Source organism: Corynebacterium rouxii (assembly GCF_902702935.1).
GTDB classification, from domain to species: Bacteria; Actinomycetota; Actinomycetes; order Mycobacteriales; family Mycobacteriaceae; genus Corynebacterium; species Corynebacterium rouxii.
In genome coordinates, this window is record NZ_LR738855.1 from 1471650 (window position 1) to 1487718 (window position 16069).

Below are 16069 nucleotides of genomic sequence, written 5' to 3' on the forward strand. Positions count from 1 at the left end.
AGATTAGTTTTTCTTCAAGCCGGCCAGATTGATATTTCCCGAGGCGACGATTCGTGAGGGCCCAGTCAAAGTTGATTCATCCCCCTGAATCGTCACCGTGACCTTACCGCCTGGAACCACTACAACCACTTCCCCATCGGCATATCCGGCATCAGCTAATGCCGCGCGAGCTGTAGCCACAGTGCCAGTTCCGCAGCTTCGAGTTTCTCCAACTCCTCGCTCAAAAACACGCATATGCGTAACGCCTTGAACTAAAGGCGTAGCGATTTCGACGTTTACACCTTCTGGGAAAAACATCGAGTCAAATGATGGTTTGACTAAATCAAGATTTTTAATATCTTCTCGACTGTACCCAGGGACAACACATGCTAGGTGCGGGTTACCCATATCAACGCCCAAACCAGCGAATTGTTGCGACCCAATTGTGCATGTAGATACGCCTGTGACTTCCGCCGATCCCATAGCAACCGTAACTTCAGCCTGTGAATCATCAAAGCTACGTACTTTGACAAAACGTGCCCCGGCGCGGGTACCTACAACAAACTCGTCTTCGTCCTTAATCCCATGCGCTCGTACCCAATGTGCAAAGACTCGCGTTCCATTACCACACATTTGAGCAGTTGATCCATCTGCATTGTAGTAATCCATAAACACATCGGTCGCTGCTACTCCATCTGGAAGGGCTGTAAGAACTCCTGTATTAAGCAGCGCTTGAGCTGTTGCTACGCGTAGAAGTCCGTCGCCACCAATTCCACTTCGGCGATCACATAGTGCAGCAATAAAATCTGGTGTGAGCTGAATTTTCGCATCTAAGTCGGGGATGATAACGAAATCGTTTTCCGTGCCGTGCCCTTTATAGAAGGCCAACTGTGCATCGTGAGCGTTCATATAGGTCATACCAGCAATGATAACGCCATAGAGCAAGTATCTCCGCTCGCATCGATCCAATGGATCCTTGGATCACGTTTAAACCAGCTTCGTTGCCTGCGTACGTAGCGACGAGTTCCGATTTTAGTGTGCTCAATCATCTCATCGACGCTTAGTTCTCCGGCAAAATTTTGAAGTACTTGCGCATACCCAATTGCACGGCCAGCAGTCGAATCAGCTATAAGGCCTTCTCCTACGAGATTTTCTACCTCGTGGACGAATCCTTTCTCAAACATCAGCTCTGTACGAAGATCGATTCGCGGGTTAAGCCACTCTGCATTGGTCTCTAACCCAATAATCTGGGTATTCCAACGTGGCGGGGCATCCTTAGGAGGCTGACTTGCGTTGAAGGGTTTTCCCGTCAACTCAATAACTTCTAACGCCCGTACAGTTCGACGAGGGTCCTTAAGCTCGATGATTCTAGCTGCTTGAGGATCTTTTTTCGCCAATATTGCGTGAAGCGCTTCGACGCCAACCTCATTAAGTTTTGTTTCCCATTTCGCGCGCACGGAGGGATCAGTGGGCGGGAACTGCCAATCGTCGACAAGCGATTGCACATAAAGCATAGATCCGCCAACTAAAATGGGGGTCTTGCCACGGCGTTGAATGTCTTCTACCACTGCAATCGCTTGGCTTTGATAACGCGCAACCGACGCAGTATCAGAGATATCCCACACATCAAGCAAGTGATGCACGATGCCTTCGCGTTCCTCAAGTGTGAGCTTGGCAGTACCGATATCCATGCCTTTATAAAGCTGCATCGAATCGACGTTTACTACCTCGCCATTGAAATGATGAGCTAATGCTACTCCGAGCGCAGACTTACCTGAAGCAGTCGGTCCAACAACCGCAATGGGTGTGGTGGGATTATCCATACAATCGGATTGCCTTTCTTTGATTTTGTTTCCTCAGAAAATGACGCAGCAGATTATTCGATTCAATAGCAAGGCTGTAATAACGCCACGTATCTGCCCACTCCTAAAGTCGAATCCGACACCAGTAATTGAACCGATGAATAAGAGTACTGGAATAGCTCTAGCCATTGCGAAGGATTAACCACCCCTGCACGGGATAGATCATCTTCGGAAGTTGTTTTTGTCGCCGACTGCAACCACGTTGGTTCTACGGTGGCGTTTATTATTAGCATGCGATATACATTTCACCATCGCATCGTGAAATTCCGCAGCCTTCGAATTAAAGCCTAGTGCTGCACGTTGGGTTAGCGCAGCGGGGCCGTCTATAGGGTAGATAATAAGCTCATGCGGCTCAGCATCTCCTAGTCCAGATCCTGTGAGCACTTCGACGTTGGGATTGCGCTCGAGATATCTACCTATTAAAAACCGTGCGATCAACTCTGGTAGGTAATTTCCGGTTGATACGGCAGTTTCTCTTCCGCCCCATGCTCGAAACGAACCCGTATGCGCTGTGTACTCCGTATCACGTAAAGAAAAAATGATCCGGATAGTCTTCGGGTTCAATTCGTGCAGTATGCCATCTATAGCAGTCCTCATGAGCTGACTGACTGGCTCAAATGGTGAAAGTTCGGTAACTAGGACTGGGCCGCTAGGAACTAAGAGAATCCGCGTAGGGTCAGTGATATACATGCTTTGAATCACATCGATTTCCGATCCCACAGCTATTCCTTACTCGATAATGTCCGTAATACTCAAACACTTTAATCTGCAACACGGTAAGTTTAGTGGAGTGGAATTCAGCCGCCTTTTCAGGTGGCCCACAGCTTTGCCAGATAGCATGTCAAAGTAATTGAATTGTTGATCGAACATGGCGCCGCGCCGCGCGGCACTCTAGAGTAAGTAAGGAACCCACCTGTCATGAGCACTCCGCACACCCCCAAGCCAGGTCCTCGCCCAGGAGCTGTTCCAGGCCCACGTCCTGGAGCTCACGCTGCACGTAAAGTCGTAGCCCCCAATGTATCCGCGATGAACCAAGCCCGTGCTTTTGGTCATGTTGACGACGATGGAACGGTTTATTTGATTCGCGGTGGCGAAACAAAAAAGATTGGTTCATGGCAGGCCGGTACCCCTGAAGAAGGACTTCAACATTACATTCATCGATTCGAAGATCTTGCTACCGAAGTAGCACTCTTGGAGTCTCGTCTTAAGTCTCATCCGAACGATGCATCACATATCAAAGAAAAAGCTGGAGAAATTCGTGATGGGCTGGACGACGCTGCGGTAATTGGCGATCTCGATTCCTTGGAAAAACGCCTTGATTCCATCATTGATGGAGCAGACTCTGCTGGAGAAAAAGCGCGCGAGCTGAAACAGCAACTGCGAGAAAAAGCAATCAAACAAAAACAAAAACTTGTTGCTGAAGCTGAGGAAATCGCCGAAAAATCTACCGACTGGAAAGTCGCAGGCGATCGCATTCGCGAGATTCTTGATGAGTGGAAAACTATCAAGGGAATCGACCGCAAAACAGACGATGAACTTTGGAAACTCTACTCTCGTGCACGCGACGCTTTTAATCGCCGTCGCGGCTCACACTTTGCCGAGCTTGATCGCGGCCGTGCTGCAGCCCGCCGAGTTAAAGAGGAACTCGTCGAAAAAGCAAACGTCCTCAAAGAATCTACAGATTGGAACGATACTGCTCATGCGTTCAAGGAGCTTATGAACGAATGGAAGGCAGCAGGTCGTGCCCCACGAGATGTTGACGACAAACTTTGGGCAGCGTTTAAGGGAGCACAAGACTACTTCTTCAACGCCCGTAATGCTGTTAACGATCAACGTGACCGCGAGTTTGCCGCCAATGCCGAAGCAAAGGACGCGCTTATCGACGAGTACACCCCATTGATTGACCCTGCGCAAGGACTAGATTCTGCCCGCGAAAAGCTTCGCGAGCTGCAAGAAAAGTGGGAAGCTATCGGATACGTCCCACGTAATCGCGTCCGTGAATACGAAGAAAAAATTGCCAACTTGGAAAAACGTGTTACTGAAGCAGCCGATGCCCAGTGGCGACGCACCGATCCTGCTGCTCAAGCACGCGCAGCTCAATTCATTTCTAAAGTAGAAGAATTTACAGCTCAAGCTGCAGAAGCTGAGGCAAAAGGTAACGCCAAGAAAGCAGAGAAGCTTCGCGCTCAAGCCCAACAGTGGCAGGAATGGGCAGATGCCGCAATTAATGCCGTCGAAAATCGCTAAGTAGTAATTTCGCCAACCATGTACGCGGTACAGTTAACTGTCTGAATTCTGACGTCAAGTACGCATTGATACACTCAATGCATGCTTGCCGTATACGAATTTCAGCGACCGAAGCCATCTACTAATATCTCTCTTGTAGAACCGAGTGATGAGCTTCGGTCATTCGTATTTTCATCAAATCTGGCGGCTCAAGACATTACAGGCGATATCGCAACCTCGTGCTCAGCAACTACGGTACTAGCAGCTTTACAAGGCAGTTACGCACAATATTCTCGGACCTTCGGAATATTTTCTGTTGAGAACAATCCAGATCAAGTCAAACACGGAGATCCATTATTGAGTCTTCCCTCTACAACTGGCGATTCTCCTTGTGAAGTTACAGGCTATCCCCTTGCCTATGTGGAAACTGAAGTCTACTTAGCAGCTGATACTGATGTTCTTGCCGCAAGCATCCTTCTTGATGCAGAATTGCAGCCTCTCGAGGGTGAAGACCTAGATAAAGAGGCACAACAGGCACTCACGCGTTGTTTCGATCTCCTTTCAGAGACTGCCATCGAATTGGGTCGCTCTATTATTCACTTGCAACTTCCCTACGGAAAAGTAGCGACGAGTGCTCAAAGTTTTTGTATAAATCAGTTAATGCAACGTGGCTACCGCCTAGCACACGAAGAAAATCACGGTTACGTTGTCATACCGCTGGTCTTAGACCACGTGGGTAGCATCCGTACTGAATGTTACGAGAATTCAGTATTCCCAGATGAGCTCATCCCTGGAATTTTAGAACTTCTCAACCAATCAAATACTGATATCCCAACTGGCGATCTATTACGACAGCCACAGCCATGGACTTTACGACGCCTCCAACAATCTGCCACAGCAAATAAAGAGCGAGGGAATCGAACTTTGACTACGATTCTACGTGACAGTTCTGGCAGTGTACTTGCCTTATCCGAAGCATTGCAACGAGGCAATAGCAGTGCTGATCTCGCCGAACAAGGTCTAACCATCGTAGATCGCGATCACCGTAATCAGGGTTATGGCACAAAAGTCAAAGCTGCTGGGCTAAAAAATATTCACAACACCTGGCCAAAAGTAAAACGGGTGTTTAGCGACTATAGTTCGCACAACACTCGCATGGGATCAATTAACTCTCGCCTTGGTTTTCAACGAGTTTCATCAACCCAAATTTGGCAATTGACTCTTTAAAAACCTTTTTATTTCGAACGACGCTTTTCAGCAGCTTGTCGTCGGCGGGTATCTATCAGCAATGGGTTTTCCTCTCCCCTTCGCTGATTTTGGAGGTCGCGTTGCACAAGTGCGACCTCATCAGTTACTTCCGTAGTTGCACGTAGGTGTTCGATCTGATGCTGTTCTTCACTCTTACTAAAAACTAGAAAAGACAAAGCGTACACCAACACCACGACTGCGATGATTTCGATTCCAAAGCCAATTCCGATTCCGGAGGAACCTTCGTTTTCTTTACTCTGCAGTCGCATCCACATGGCAAATAATGACATGAGCAAGGCAATACCGCTGAGCAAAAATCCAATATTTGCGGCAACTGTTCGACGCGTCAGAATTAGAAAAAGGTTACACACAATCACTGCGATAAAGCCGATAAGAACGAAAATATATTCCGCAAGCTTTACTCCAGAATCGGCTGCGATGCTAGAAAAAGTCAGTACCTGCCATCCTTGGGTGTTTCCCGAATGCGGAAGAACTAATCCCACAGCAAACAGCACCCACGCGCCAATTAACCGCCATTGAAATCGCCCTACATGAACGAATCGTGCAGCTCGAATCTCTTTGATTCTTAGTTCCTGTTCGGTAGTAGATCCGGACGATTCGCTCATGTTCTTCTCCTTAGAATTATTACCGCTCTAGGTTACTGCCACATTACAGCTAACAGCCACATCCACTGTCTTTCGACGTATTTGTATGCTTCTGCGCCGGAGAACCAATTGACGGCAGACCCAACCCAACTCCTACTGGAGCAGTGGTGGGAACTTTACCGGCTGCACTCATATCCCCTGCTTTTGTTCGGCGATGCTGTAAAACACCAGAATCTGCAATTAAGAAAAATGGCTTCGCATCAGTTACTACAGTGGTAATCACATCTCCTGGGCGAATATCTCCGTCAATATGTCCGTGTGGATCGAAATGCACCAGACGACCATCACGAGAACGGCCAGTCATACGGTGAGTTTTATCATTTTTTCGTCCACCAGATGCTTGGACAAGCAGTTCAACCTCAGTACCGATAAGCTTCGAATTTTCTTCAGTACTAATCCGCTCTTGTAGCGCGAGGAGTCGTTCATATCGGTCTTGGACCACTTCTTTAGGAATCTGATCTGCATAGTCTGCTGCTGGGGTACCGGGGCGAGGACTGTATTGGAAAGTATAGGCACTAGTAAAACGTGCTTTTTCTACTACATTCAGCGTCTCTTGGAAGTCCTCTTCGGTTTCTCCAGGGAATCCTACGATGATGTCAGTTGTGATAGACGCATGCGGAATCTTGGCTCGTACTTCATCGAGAATGCCCAAAAATTTCTTTGAGCGATATGATCGACGCATTTCCTTCAAGACTTTGTCCGAACCAGACTGGAGCGGCATATGGAGCTGTGGGCACACATTGGAGGTTTCAGCCATAGCGTCAATCACGTCATGTGTGAACTCTGCGGGATGAGGGCTGGTAAAACGTAGGCGTTCCAGTCCTTCAATCTTTCCGCACGCGCGCAAAAGTTTGGAAAACGCGAAACGATCACGCTCGATATCAGGATCAGAGAAGTTCACACCATAGGCATTGACGTTTTGGCCAAGAAGGGTAACCTCGCTGACTCCTTGATCAACGAGGGCTTGGACTTCCGCCAAAATGTCACCTGGGCGACGGTCGACCTCTTTACCGCGAAGCGATGGCACGATACAGAAGGTACAGGTGTTATTGCATCCGACCGAAACCGATACCCATCCTGCATAAGCTGACTCACGTTTTGCAGGTAAAACTGATGGGAATTGCTCGAGAGAGTCAACTATTTCCACCTCGGCGCGTTTGTTGTGCTCGGATCGGCTCAAAAGCGATGGCAGTGCTCCCATATTGTGAGTACCAAAAACTGCATCAACCCAAGGAGCTTTCGCGACGACCGTATCTTTGTCTTTTTGAGCCAAACATCCACCTACAGCAATTTGCATGCGAGGGTTCTTTTCCTTGGCTGACCGCAACTGTCCTAGGGTGCCATAAAGACGCTTATCTGCGTTTTCTCGCACTGCACAGGTGTTAAACACGACAAGATCAGGCTCTTCACCATCAGCCACCGCATGGTATCCGGCTTCTTCTAACAATCCAGATAGACGCTCCGAATCATGAACGTTCATTTGGCAACCGAACGTTCTTACCTCAAAGGATCTTCCCTGACCTACATTAGGTACGCGGTGAGACTCTATATCGTTAAACGTCTCTTCTTGCGCAGCACGCTCAGAGGAAAAGTCAGAATCGTTAATGACAGAATTAGTGTTTTGTTCGGTTGCAGATGACACGAGCAGACATTGTACAAGCCCAATGTGACACGAGCACAATTATGGATCTTGATTTTTTTGAGACGCTACGAGTAGCTACCGCCTTATTTCATCTATCCTTGCATCAATCGCTTCTCGCGCTATCTCTAGTGCCATCGACTGCGAAAATCCCCGCCGTGCCAAAACCCCCACTGTGCGACGCAATGCTTTTTGGTATTCCGGATAGTCACACGGTTCTTCCTTTAATGATCGAGCCTTTTTATAGGCAAGTTCTCGTGCAATATTTTGCTCATCTTCAGGCTGGATATCTCCCACCACGTCTGCAATGATCTCAGGTTTTATTCCTTTATCCCGAAGTTCCCGTGTTAGGGCTTGTCGAGATTTCCCGCGACGTTGACGACGCTGTCGTACCCATTCTCTAGAAAAATTCTCATCATTGAGCAGGTTTGCGCGAATCAGATCTTCAACGACATATTCGACGATGTGTGGGTCGAAGTCAGCTGAAATGAGCCGATTGGTGAGTTCATAAACAGATCGTGCCCGTTGGTCGAGAAGCAGAAGAGCACGCTTGCGTACCTTTGCTTTTTCTTCCTCAAGCGCATGATCGAACAAGTTACTGTTTGATGAAGAAAAATTTTGAAGAGCGGCTTTCAGCTGCGCAATCTTTTCTGACTGCGCAGCTGAAGCATTGCCACTACGAGCAGAATCGGATTGATTATTCGTCATCCGAGTCATCAAAATCTACATTGGGAACCATGTCTACTGGGTCATCAGTCAGCGCATCGTCAGCATCCTTCAATGCAGCGTATTTTCCAATATGAAGCGCTCTAAAGATCTTATCTTCAATCTCATCGGCCAGCTCTGGTGTTTCTTTAAGGTAGAGACGAACTTTTTCTTTTCCTTGTCCAAGCTGGTCACCTTCATACGTGAACCAAGAACCAGATTTTTTGATAACTCCATTATCAACGCCTAGGTCAATAATCGAAGATTCACGTGAAATTCCCTCACCGTACATGATGTCGAATTCTGCGATCTTAAACGGTGGCGAAACCTTATTTTTTACCACTTTCAAACGTGTCCGGTTACCAATGGCATCTTGTCCATCTTTAAGCGTCTGAATCCGTCGGACATCACACCGAACTGAGGCATAGAACTTCAAGGCTTTACCACCGGTCGTTGTTTCGGGAGAACCGAACATAACACCGATCTTCTCACGTAGCTGGTTAATAAAGATTGCCGTAGTTCCTGAATTATAAAGCGCACCGGTCATCTTACGGAGCGCCTGACTCATCAATCTAGCTTGGAGACCCACATGGCTATCTCCCATTTCGCCTTCAATTTCTGCCTTTGGAGTCAATGCTGCAACTGAGTCGATGACAATGATGTCAATTGCACCAGAACGCACAAGCATATCTGCGATCTCCAAAGCCTGTTCACCGGTATCTGGTTGAGAAACAAGCAATGCATCAGTGTCTACGCCTAGTTTCCGTGCATAATCAGGATCGAGAGCATGCTCAGCATCAATAAAAGCCGCAATACCTCCTGCTTTTTGAGCTTGCGCGATGGCATGCAATGCCACAGTGGTCTTACCCGATGACTCCGGACCATATACCTCAACGATACGCCCACGAGGGAAGCCACCAATTCCTAGAGCTACATCGATAGCTGTGTTACCGCTGGAGATAGCACTAATAGGTGGACGATTCTCGTCACCAAGACGCATAACCGCACCTTTGCCAAAATCCTTTTCGATCATTGCAAGAGCTGCGTCGAGCGCTTTCTTGCGATTATCTCCAGTAGGTTGCTGCGTTTTACTATTTTTTCTTGGCGCCATTGATCGGTGCTCCTTTTCTCGTTTCTTTAAAACTTGTTCTCTTTTATTTAGACGTATTCACTCACCCAAAAGATCCACGGGGTGAAAGCAGGGGTAAATTTTACGTTTGTACGGTGATCCGCCCCAACGAACGGTATTGACTATAAGCCCTAGACCCAACGACACCAGTTATCTCAAACCAGAATACACGAATACATGTTCGACAAAAATCTCCAAGCACCTCACATAGAAATTGTTATATCAACATCAAGAATTAACGTCGCTGCTCAGGAATCTTAAAATCATCACATAAATCAAACCAGACCTGCCTTAAGTCAACTTCGTGTTCGATACTATCTTCGACGGTTTTTCCAGTTCTGCTCAGTACATGTGAGTGAACGATCCAAGCGCCCTTCATCTGCCCAAACTCCTCTTCAAGCTTCTGATAGAAGGCAGTCAATCGCATTGGTCTTCCTCGTTATTCTCATCGGTATGGATATTGCAACGTTGGATATGTGACGCAAACTCCACGACACAGTACAGTAACTGCTTGTGTCTACATCTTATTCATCTCAAAAAAACCTTCTCGATCTCGCTTATATCGCGGTGTTTGCTGCACTCATCATCGTGTTCGCTTTTGTGTCAATTCCAGCCGGCGCCGCAGGCGTGCCCATCGTAATGCAAAATGCCGTCATCGTGCTTGCAGGCCTCATTCTTGGTGCACGGCGAGGTTTTCTAGCAACCGCACTATTTCTCGCTCTAGGTCTCATCGGTCTGCCAGTTCTAGCAGGTGGCCGTTCTGTCCTTGCTGCACTCCCCGGCCCTACCGTTGGATATTTGGTGGGCTACTTGGTATCAGTACTGGTTGCCGGCATTATTGCCTATAACGCACCAAAGCAACCAAAACCCCTTGCCTTTGTAGCATTCCTTGTAGCCGCGTTACTGGCACTTGTCACCCAATACGCATTTGGCACCCTAGGACTTATGCTTCGCGCCGGTATGGACTTCAATAAGGCATTACTCGTCAATGTTCCTTTCATTGGCCCAGACGTTATTAAGATGGTGGTAGCAGTTTTCATTGCAATCGGAGTCCACGCAGCATTCCCCGATCTAAGAACTTCATCCAAAATGAAATAGTATAAATAAAGCAGCGACACCTTGTACCGCTGCTTTATTCATTACTGCATTCATACAAAATACTATGCCTACAATTTCTTTTCAGGATGTCACGGTTCGCTTTGAGGACAAGTGCATTCTTAACAATATTTCGCTTACCCTTAGTGAACAACGAATCGGCATTATCGGTGCCAATGGAAGCGGCAAATCTTCACTTGTGCGTTTAATCAATGGGTTAGGTCAACCCTCGAGCGGCACAGTATCCGTCGATGACATGCATGTCGCCAAAGACGGCAAGAGCATCCGACGAGCCGTTGGATTCGTGTTTTCTGACGCCGAAAATCAAATTGTCATGCCTACTGTCAAGGATGACATTGCTTTTTCGTTACGTCGACTCAAACTCAGCAAATCCGAACGTGAACAGCGAGTCAATGACATGCTAGTACGTTTTAATCTCGAAGATCATGCTGAGCAGTCGCCGCATCTTCTTTCTGGTGGTCAAAAACAATTATTGGCCCTAGCTGCAGTATTGGTAATCCAACCAAATGTCATTATTGCAGACGAGCCGACAACACTTTTGGACATGCGTAATCGTGAGCGCATCAGGAAAGAATTTGCACAATTACGACAACAGTTGATTGTGGTAACACATGACTTAGATTTCCTTGAAGACTTTGATCGCGTCATTTGTATCAATGATGGCGCCATCGTTGCTGACGGGACTCCATCTGAAGTTATTGATCATTACCAAGCCCTAATGAGGGCGAATCCACTATGATCCAGACCATACCTTTAGGCGTATATGTTCCTGGAGAATCAGTTGTCCACAAAACTCCACCGCTGATCAAACTTGGTATTCTGATCGCCTTTATCGTTGCCTCGACTGTATGGGGGACTACTCCCCTTCGAGCACTAAGTTCCTGTGTTGTGGCAATCTCGCTTTACTTCGTGGCCAAAATCCCTTTGCCCGTGGCATGGTCACAATTGTGGCTTCCCTTACCAGTTTTGCTAACTCTGGGCGCATTTCAATGGTGGCAACGTGGATTGTCCTATTCATCAAGTTTAGTTCTTACCATCTACGCAGGATTAATGGCTGCGGTGCTCGTCACGCTAACGTCGACACTCGCATCTATGATGGATGCTCTTGAAAGTGCGCTCCAGCCCCTGAAGAAATATGGTTTCCCAGTAGAATCAGGGGTTCTGGCCTTTTCCCTCACACTCCGGCTTTTGCCGCTAATGCTCAACACCGTTAATGAGGTCCTTGATGCCCGAAAAGCACGTGGCGTTGCTTTTTCACTAACGGCTCTTGGTACTCCTGTGATGATTCGTTCTATTAAACGAGCTCGATCGATTGCGGATGCACTAATGGCGCGCGGAGCTGGAGATTAAAAAATGGCTAGCGCGGATCCATATTCTAGTGGATCCGCGCTAGCCATCCAGAAAGCTTTAAGCTTCTCCGCGAAGCTCGCGCATTTTCCGCGCTACTGCATCATCTGCGGCACTTGGCGTAGCCTGTTGCGCAGATTCAATCGATTGCTGCGTAGCAGAATTTCCAGCACCTAGCTGACCACCAGACATCTCTGCACGAATTTGTTCTAGGCGAGAATGGCCGGCGAGTTGGATACCTGCTTGCTCCACCTCTGCCATCCGTCCCTGAACAGAATTTTGAGCTAATTCAGCAGTGCCCAAGGCATTAGCGTATCGACGTTCAATCTTCTCACGAACCTGATCAAGGTTAGGAGTGTCGCGGTTGGAAATCGAATTCATCGACTGAATAGACTCCGCAACCTTTTCCTGCATCTTTGCCTGCTCAAGCTGGCTGAGAAGTTTAGTACGCTCTGCTACCTTTTGTTGCAAAACCATAGCGTTACGCTCTACGGCCTTTTTCGCTGCATCAGCTTGCTGGAGCGCTTGGTCATGAAGCTGTTTAGTATCTTCTACGCCCTGTTCAGCAGTAACTAGCTGAGCTGCAAACGCTTCTGCAGCATTTTCATACTCAGTTGCCTTCTGAATATTTCCCTCAGCACGAGCTTTGTCAGCCAGTTGGATTGCCTGACGCGTATTTCCTTGGAGTTTTTCAATTTCTGCGAGACGACGGTTGAGTTGCATCTCCAACTGGCGCTGGTTACCGATCACAGCTGCCGCTTGCTGAGACAGCTCTTGATGCTGCCGCTGGGCGTCTTCGATAGCCTGTTGAATTTGTACCTTAGGATCAGCGTTCTCTTCAATTTTCGAATCAAACAAAGCCATGAGGTATTTCCATGCTTTAGTAAAAGGATTCGCCATCGACGTATCGCCCTTTCATTATGTATTCGCTGCGCATACTGAAGACTGCAGCACATCAATTAGTGATGAAATTTTTTATAAATTTTGTGAAAATCACGCAAAGCTATAGTAGCGCAGGCAGTAACAGCTACTAAGACACTCTAGCTAGATCAGCTTCGGCTGAGCGCATTGCCATGGTGCCTGCTGCTTCAATGAGGACATCAGAAACTGAAGTGCCAAGCGCATGACATACCGACGCAAGGAGCTCCGAGGAAACTTCTTTACGCCCACGTTCTAACTCCGATAGATAGCCAGGAGACACGCGTGAGGTTTCTGCCAGCTCGCGAAGTGTAATCCCTTTGTCTGCTCTAAAAGCACGCAGAGCAGCACCTAGAGCCTCACGAAGCAAGGGTTCCGGTAAAGATCCGGTTGTTTCGTTTCCTGTCACAGGCTTGTCAAGTACCGCAGTGTATTTCATCATCAAATAGTCAAACGCCGATCGTGTCTAGTTTGTTCCCAACATTAATCAATGTACACATCATGCCATGCAATCATTGAGTCTTATAAGCTCAATTTTCCGTTGTGCCCACGAGCCCTAACAGATCGGTTATCCACATCGCAGCGGCCCGCACCGCCGCAAGCCTAATCGCTTGACGATCACCAGTAACCACTTGTTCAGAAACAGATAAAATCTCAGCAACCAATTTTGATTTCATCGTTCCGTTAGGCAGCGCAACTCCAACCCATACGGTTCCTACGGATTGTCCGCATTGCATAGCTGGTCCAGCTACACCGGTTAAAGAAACAGCCCATTGCGATTGAAACTGTCGCTTAGCTCCGATTGCCATAGCTTCTGCGCATTGCCATGAAACCGGACCATATTCCTCCACAGTAGCAGCGGGAACACCTGCTACTGAGACTTTCGAGTCTGTGGCATAGGTAATCAATCCACCTCGCAGTACTTGGCTGCTCCCCGGTAAATTGGCAATAGTCGCCGCCATTAGCCCAGCAGTGAGTGATTCGCACGTAGAAATTGTGCAGTTCTGCTGTTTTAATTTATCAACCATACGGATTACAGCAGCTTGGGTTGCGTCGTCAAGCATTTTTAAGCTTCTTGGCATCGATTAGGTACTGAGCACCCGTTACGACAGTCACCACAACTGCACACAACATTACAAAGAACTGAATCGGTTGTACTGCATCAGGCAATGGCAAGAGATATAGTGCTACAGCAAGAGCCTGCAAAGTGGTTTTAATTTTACCGCCCTTACTTGCTGGGACGACGTTGCCTTTCTTCAGCTCAAAGAAACGCCACAAAGTAATACCGAGCTCTCGTGCGACGATAACAATCGTTATCCACCACGGTACTAAATCAATGATATTGAGAGTTACTAAAGCGGTAATCATCAGGGCTTTATCGGCAATCGGATCCGCAATTTTCCCAAAATTTGTGACTAAATTTTTGGCGCGCGCTATATCTCCATCAAGTTTGTCAGTGATCATCAACGCCACAAAGGTTCCAAAAGCCCACCATAACCATCGCGTGATATGACCATCACTTTGAAGAACGAACCATGCAAACACCGGAATCACAATGATTCTCAAGCTCGTTAGCACATTAGGAACGTTCCAATTAGATGGTGTGCTGTGCTCTGACGTATTTTCGCGCTCCTGTTTCACACTCACTCACACTACCCTCAAAACAAAATCTTATGTACTACCACGCATCGTCACGGAAGTACCCTCCCCCGTTTTTGTCTGCCTACTACTATGTGCCCTATGACCACATATGCATTTCTCTACGAATACGACCCCAATAACCCCAAAATTGCGGAGCATCGTCCACACCACCGCGAATTTTGTGCCGAATTAAAAAATAACGGTGTCCTCATCGGTTCTGGACCATTTATCGACGGCAACGGTGGAGCGTTACTCGTCATCTCTTTGCCAGAAACTGCAACTATCGACGACGCCCAAGCGCTCATGGACAAAGACCCCTTCTACTCCGAAGGAGCCATCTCAGGACGAACAGTTCACACATGGAATCCAGTGTTAAACGTTTTTGGTGCCTAAAATTTAAATCGAAATAATTGAAGCCGTTGATTTTCTGCCTAGGCAGAAAATCAACGGCTTCAATAGTCAAGCGAGTCGTACTTAGCGAACAACACCTTGAGTGTCATCACGCTTGGACTTAATAATCGAAGCGACAATTGTGATTGCCAAAATACCTACAATCACAACAAGCGACCAGTGCGTAGCAATTTCTGGAACAGCGATGTGCTCCCCACCATTGACGAATGGAAGCTTATTTTCATGCATTGCATGCAACAGCAGTTTTGCACCGATGAAAGCCAAAATAAGTCCGAGGCCATAAGCCAGATAGACAAGACGATCCAATAGTCCATCCAGCAAGAAATACATTTGCCGCAATCCTAGGAGCGCAAATGCGTTAGTAGTAAACACAACGTATGGCTCTTGAGTAATACCGTAAATTGCTGGAATTGAGTCGAATGCAAACATTAAGTCGATCATGCCAATCGCAACAAGGGCGATAAACAGTGGCGTTAATGCAAACTTACCCTTTTGATGGATGTAGAGATGATCTTTCTCGTAATTCGGGGTAACATGCACGACTTTGCGCAACCATTTGATAATTCGCATGTCACTAGGGTCAGTCTCCGGCTTATCGGTTACCTCGTCCCAAATCAGCTTCAGGGCGGTGTACAGCAAGAAGATGCCGAACAGATAGAACACATCCGACCATGCTTGGATAACAGCTGCTCCGAGAAGAATAAACACAAGCCGGAAGACCAAGGCCAATGCAATACCTATCAGCAGCACCTTTTGCTGATACTGTCGGGGAATTTTAAATGCTCCCATGATAAGAGCAAAAACAAAGAGGTTATCAACACTCAAAGCCTTTTCGGTTACATAACCGGTGAAAAACTCAATTCCGTGTTGATGAGGGTTGCCAGGTTCTCCCCACGTCAGCCATAAAAATACACCGAACACACAAGCCAAGACGACATAAAACACGGACCAACGCGCTGATTCTTTAAGCGTTGGCTCGTGTGGGGTACGCACATGAGAAAAGAAATCAAATACGAAAAAACCTGCAATCGCCGCAATGGTGATCACCCATGTCACAGCGTTTACTTCCATATAAAAAGACACCTCCGGTCTCAATCATTGAGCAGATGAACCGGAGGTCTCCCCCGCTTACTCTGATTAGGTTTGCTCGAGCAAATAACCTAAATCAAAGTAAACCGACATG

General features: G+C 47.4%; 19 protein-coding genes. 6 read left to right on the top strand and 13 right to left on the bottom strand.

Annotated features, from left to right (window positions below):
* Window positions 1-3: 3 nt before the first annotated feature.
* From dapF to CIP100161_RS07350, 3 genes are all read right to left on the bottom strand, one after another.
* Window positions 4-897, bottom strand: a complete 894-nt coding sequence (dapF, locus tag CIP100161_RS07340; RefSeq protein WP_155873205.1) for a diaminopimelate epimerase — start codon at window positions 895-897, stop codon at window positions 4-6.
* Window positions 894-1802 (bottom strand): tRNA (adenosine(37)-N6)-dimethylallyltransferase MiaA, encoded by a 909-nt coding sequence (miaA, locus tag CIP100161_RS07345; protein ID WP_155873207.1) that lies wholly within the window; start codon window positions 1800-1802, stop codon window positions 894-896. Before miaA ends, dapF begins: the two co-directional genes overlap by 4 nt.
* A 201-nt stretch (window positions 1803-2003) precedes the next feature.
* The gene (locus CIP100161_RS07350; protein WP_232053125.1) at window positions 2004-2561 is read right to left on the bottom strand and encodes a hypothetical protein; all 558 of its coding nucleotides are present in this window, start codon (window positions 2559-2561) and stop codon (window positions 2004-2006) included.
* A gap of 198 nt (window positions 2562-2759) precedes the next feature.
* Between CIP100161_RS07350 and CIP100161_RS07355 the strand changes: the two genes are divergently transcribed.
* Both CIP100161_RS07355 and CIP100161_RS07360 read left to right on the top strand, forming a co-directional pair.
* A complete protein-coding gene (locus CIP100161_RS07355; protein ID WP_155873209.1) occupies window positions 2760-4088 on the top strand; it encodes a DUF349 domain-containing protein in 1329 nt (442 codons plus the stop codon).
* 81 nt (window positions 4089-4169) lie between these two features.
* On the top strand, window positions 4170-5294 hold the full coding sequence (locus CIP100161_RS07360) for a GNAT family N-acetyltransferase (RefSeq protein ID WP_155873211.1): 1125 nt from the start codon (window positions 4170-4172) through the stop codon (window positions 5292-5294).
* Between the two features lie 8 nt (window positions 5295-5302).
* Here CIP100161_RS07360 and CIP100161_RS07365 read toward each other — a convergent pair whose 3' ends face one another.
* From CIP100161_RS07365 to CIP100161_RS07385, 5 genes are all read right to left on the bottom strand, one after another.
* Entirely contained in the window at window positions 5303-5941 is a 639-nt protein-coding gene (locus CIP100161_RS07365; RefSeq protein ID WP_155873213.1) for an Rv2732c family membrane protein, read from the bottom strand.
* Window positions 5942-5990: 49 nt separating this feature from the next.
* On the bottom strand, window positions 5991-7529 hold the full coding sequence (gene miaB, locus CIP100161_RS07370; RefSeq protein WP_197737882.1) for a tRNA (N6-isopentenyl adenosine(37)-C2)-methylthiotransferase MiaB: 1539 nt from the start codon (window positions 7527-7529) through the stop codon (window positions 5991-5993).
* Between the two features lie 168 nt (window positions 7530-7697).
* Window positions 7698-8327 (bottom strand): recombination regulator RecX, encoded by a 630-nt coding sequence (recX, locus tag CIP100161_RS07375; protein ID WP_155873217.1) that lies wholly within the window; start codon window positions 8325-8327, stop codon window positions 7698-7700.
* Window positions 8317-9435: a recombinase RecA gene (gene recA / locus CIP100161_RS07380; RefSeq protein ID WP_155873219.1), complete on the bottom strand. Its 1119-nt coding sequence runs from the start codon at window positions 9433-9435 to the stop codon at window positions 8317-8319. Before recA ends, recX begins: the two co-directional genes overlap by 11 nt.
* Window positions 9436-9688: 253 nt before the next feature.
* Window positions 9689-9880: a DUF3046 domain-containing protein gene (locus CIP100161_RS07385; RefSeq protein WP_155873221.1), complete on the bottom strand. Its 192-nt coding sequence runs from the start codon at window positions 9878-9880 to the stop codon at window positions 9689-9691.
* 86 nt (window positions 9881-9966) lie between these two features.
* On the opposite strand from CIP100161_RS07385, the gene CIP100161_RS07390 reads away from it, so the two are divergent.
* The 3 genes from CIP100161_RS07390 (at window position 9967) to CIP100161_RS07400 (ending at window position 11919) form a co-directional block, all read left to right on the top strand.
* Window positions 9967-10551 (top strand): biotin transporter BioY, encoded by a 585-nt coding sequence (locus CIP100161_RS07390; protein ID WP_155873222.1) that lies wholly within the window; start codon window positions 9967-9969, stop codon window positions 10549-10551.
* 64 nt (window positions 10552-10615) lie between these two features.
* On the top strand, window positions 10616-11308 hold the full coding sequence (locus tag CIP100161_RS07395) for an energy-coupling factor ABC transporter ATP-binding protein (protein WP_155873224.1): 693 nt from the start codon (window positions 10616-10618) through the stop codon (window positions 11306-11308).
* Complete coding sequence (locus tag CIP100161_RS07400) at window positions 11305-11919, top strand: energy-coupling factor transporter transmembrane component T family protein (protein WP_155873226.1); 615 nt, start codon at window positions 11305-11307, stop codon at window positions 11917-11919. The genes CIP100161_RS07395 and CIP100161_RS07400 overlap by 4 nt, the downstream gene beginning before the upstream one ends.
* Before the next feature lie 57 nt (window positions 11920-11976).
* Here the strand turns inward: CIP100161_RS07400 and CIP100161_RS07405 are convergent, their stop codons facing one another.
* The 4 genes from CIP100161_RS07405 to pgsA all read right to left on the bottom strand — a co-directional run bounded on the left by CIP100161_RS07405 (window position 11977) and on the right by pgsA (window position 14481).
* Window positions 11977-12816 (bottom strand): PspA/IM30 family protein, encoded by an 840-nt coding sequence (locus CIP100161_RS07405; RefSeq protein ID WP_155873228.1) that lies wholly within the window; start codon window positions 12814-12816, stop codon window positions 11977-11979.
* Window positions 12817-12946: 130 nt separating this feature from the next.
* Entirely contained in the window at window positions 12947-13276 is a 330-nt protein-coding gene (locus CIP100161_RS07410) for a helix-turn-helix domain-containing protein (RefSeq protein WP_071574634.1), read from the bottom strand.
* An 88-nt stretch (window positions 13277-13364) separates the two neighbouring features.
* Window positions 13365-13898: a CinA family protein gene (locus CIP100161_RS07415; protein ID WP_155873230.1), complete on the bottom strand. Its 534-nt coding sequence runs from the start codon at window positions 13896-13898 to the stop codon at window positions 13365-13367.
* Entirely contained in the window at window positions 13891-14481 is a 591-nt protein-coding gene (gene pgsA, locus CIP100161_RS07420; protein WP_155873232.1) for a CDP-diacylglycerol--glycerol-3-phosphate 3-phosphatidyltransferase, read from the bottom strand. The genes CIP100161_RS07415 and pgsA overlap by 8 nt, the downstream gene beginning before the upstream one ends.
* 93 nt (window positions 14482-14574) lie before the next feature.
* Here pgsA and CIP100161_RS07425 point away from each other — a divergent pair, with 93 nt between their 5' ends.
* Window positions 14575-14868, top strand: coding sequence for a YciI family protein (locus CIP100161_RS07425; RefSeq protein ID WP_155873234.1), 294 nt, complete (start codon window positions 14575-14577; stop codon window positions 14866-14868).
* An 81-nt stretch (window positions 14869-14949) separates the two neighbouring features.
* On the opposite strand, the gene CIP100161_RS07430 is transcribed toward CIP100161_RS07425, so the two are convergent.
* The gene (locus CIP100161_RS07430; protein WP_155873236.1) at window positions 14950-15957 is read right to left on the bottom strand and encodes a TerC family protein; all 1008 of its coding nucleotides are present in this window, start codon (window positions 15955-15957) and stop codon (window positions 14950-14952) included.
* Between the last annotated feature and the right edge of the window lie 112 nt (window positions 15958-16069).

Excerpts from the sequence above, each read along its gene's own strand:
- dapF (WP_155873205.1), bottom strand. The coding sequence starts at position 897 with ATGACCTATATGAACGCTCACGATGCACAGTTGGCCTTCTATAAAGGG.
- miaA (WP_155873207.1), bottom strand. The coding sequence starts at position 1,802 with ATGGATAATCCCACCACACCCATTGCGGTTGTTGGACCGACTGCTTCA.
- CIP100161_RS07355 (WP_155873209.1), top strand. The coding sequence starts at position 2,760 with ATGAGCACTCCGCACACCCCCAAGCCAGGTCCTCGCCCAGGAGCTGTT.
- CIP100161_RS07360 (WP_155873211.1), top strand. The coding sequence starts at position 4,170 with ATGCTTGCCGTATACGAATTTCAGCGACCGAAGCCATCTACTAATATC.
- CIP100161_RS07365 (WP_155873213.1), bottom strand. The coding sequence starts at position 5,941 with ATGAGCGAATCGTCCGGATCTACTACCGAACAGGAACTAAGAATCAAA.
- recX (WP_155873217.1), bottom strand. The coding sequence starts at position 8,327 with ATGACGAATAATCAATCCGATTCTGCTCGTAGTGGCAATGCTTCAGCT.
- recA (WP_155873219.1), bottom strand. The coding sequence starts at position 9,435 with ATGGCGCCAAGAAAAAATAGTAAAACGCAGCAACCTACTGGAGATAAT.
- CIP100161_RS07385 (WP_155873221.1), bottom strand. The coding sequence starts at position 9,880 with ATGCGATTGACTGCCTTCTATCAGAAGCTTGAAGAGGAGTTTGGGCAG.
- CIP100161_RS07395 (WP_155873224.1), top strand. The coding sequence starts at position 10,616 with ATGCCTACAATTTCTTTTCAGGATGTCACGGTTCGCTTTGAGGACAAG.
- CIP100161_RS07400 (WP_155873226.1), top strand. The coding sequence starts at position 11,305 with ATGATCCAGACCATACCTTTAGGCGTATATGTTCCTGGAGAATCAGTT.
- CIP100161_RS07405 (WP_155873228.1), bottom strand. The coding sequence starts at position 12,816 with ATGGCGAATCCTTTTACTAAAGCATGGAAATACCTCATGGCTTTGTTT.
- CIP100161_RS07410 (WP_071574634.1), bottom strand. The coding sequence starts at position 13,276 with ATGATGAAATACACTGCGGTACTTGACAAGCCTGTGACAGGAAACGAA.
- CIP100161_RS07415 (WP_155873230.1), bottom strand. The coding sequence starts at position 13,898 with ATGCTTGACGACGCAACCCAAGCTGCTGTAATCCGTATGGTTGATAAA.
- CIP100161_RS07425 (WP_155873234.1), top strand. The coding sequence starts at position 14,575 with ATGACCACATATGCATTTCTCTACGAATACGACCCCAATAACCCCAAA.
- CIP100161_RS07430 (WP_155873236.1), bottom strand. The coding sequence starts at position 15,957 with ATGGAAGTAAACGCTGTGACATGGGTGATCACCATTGCGGCGATTGCA.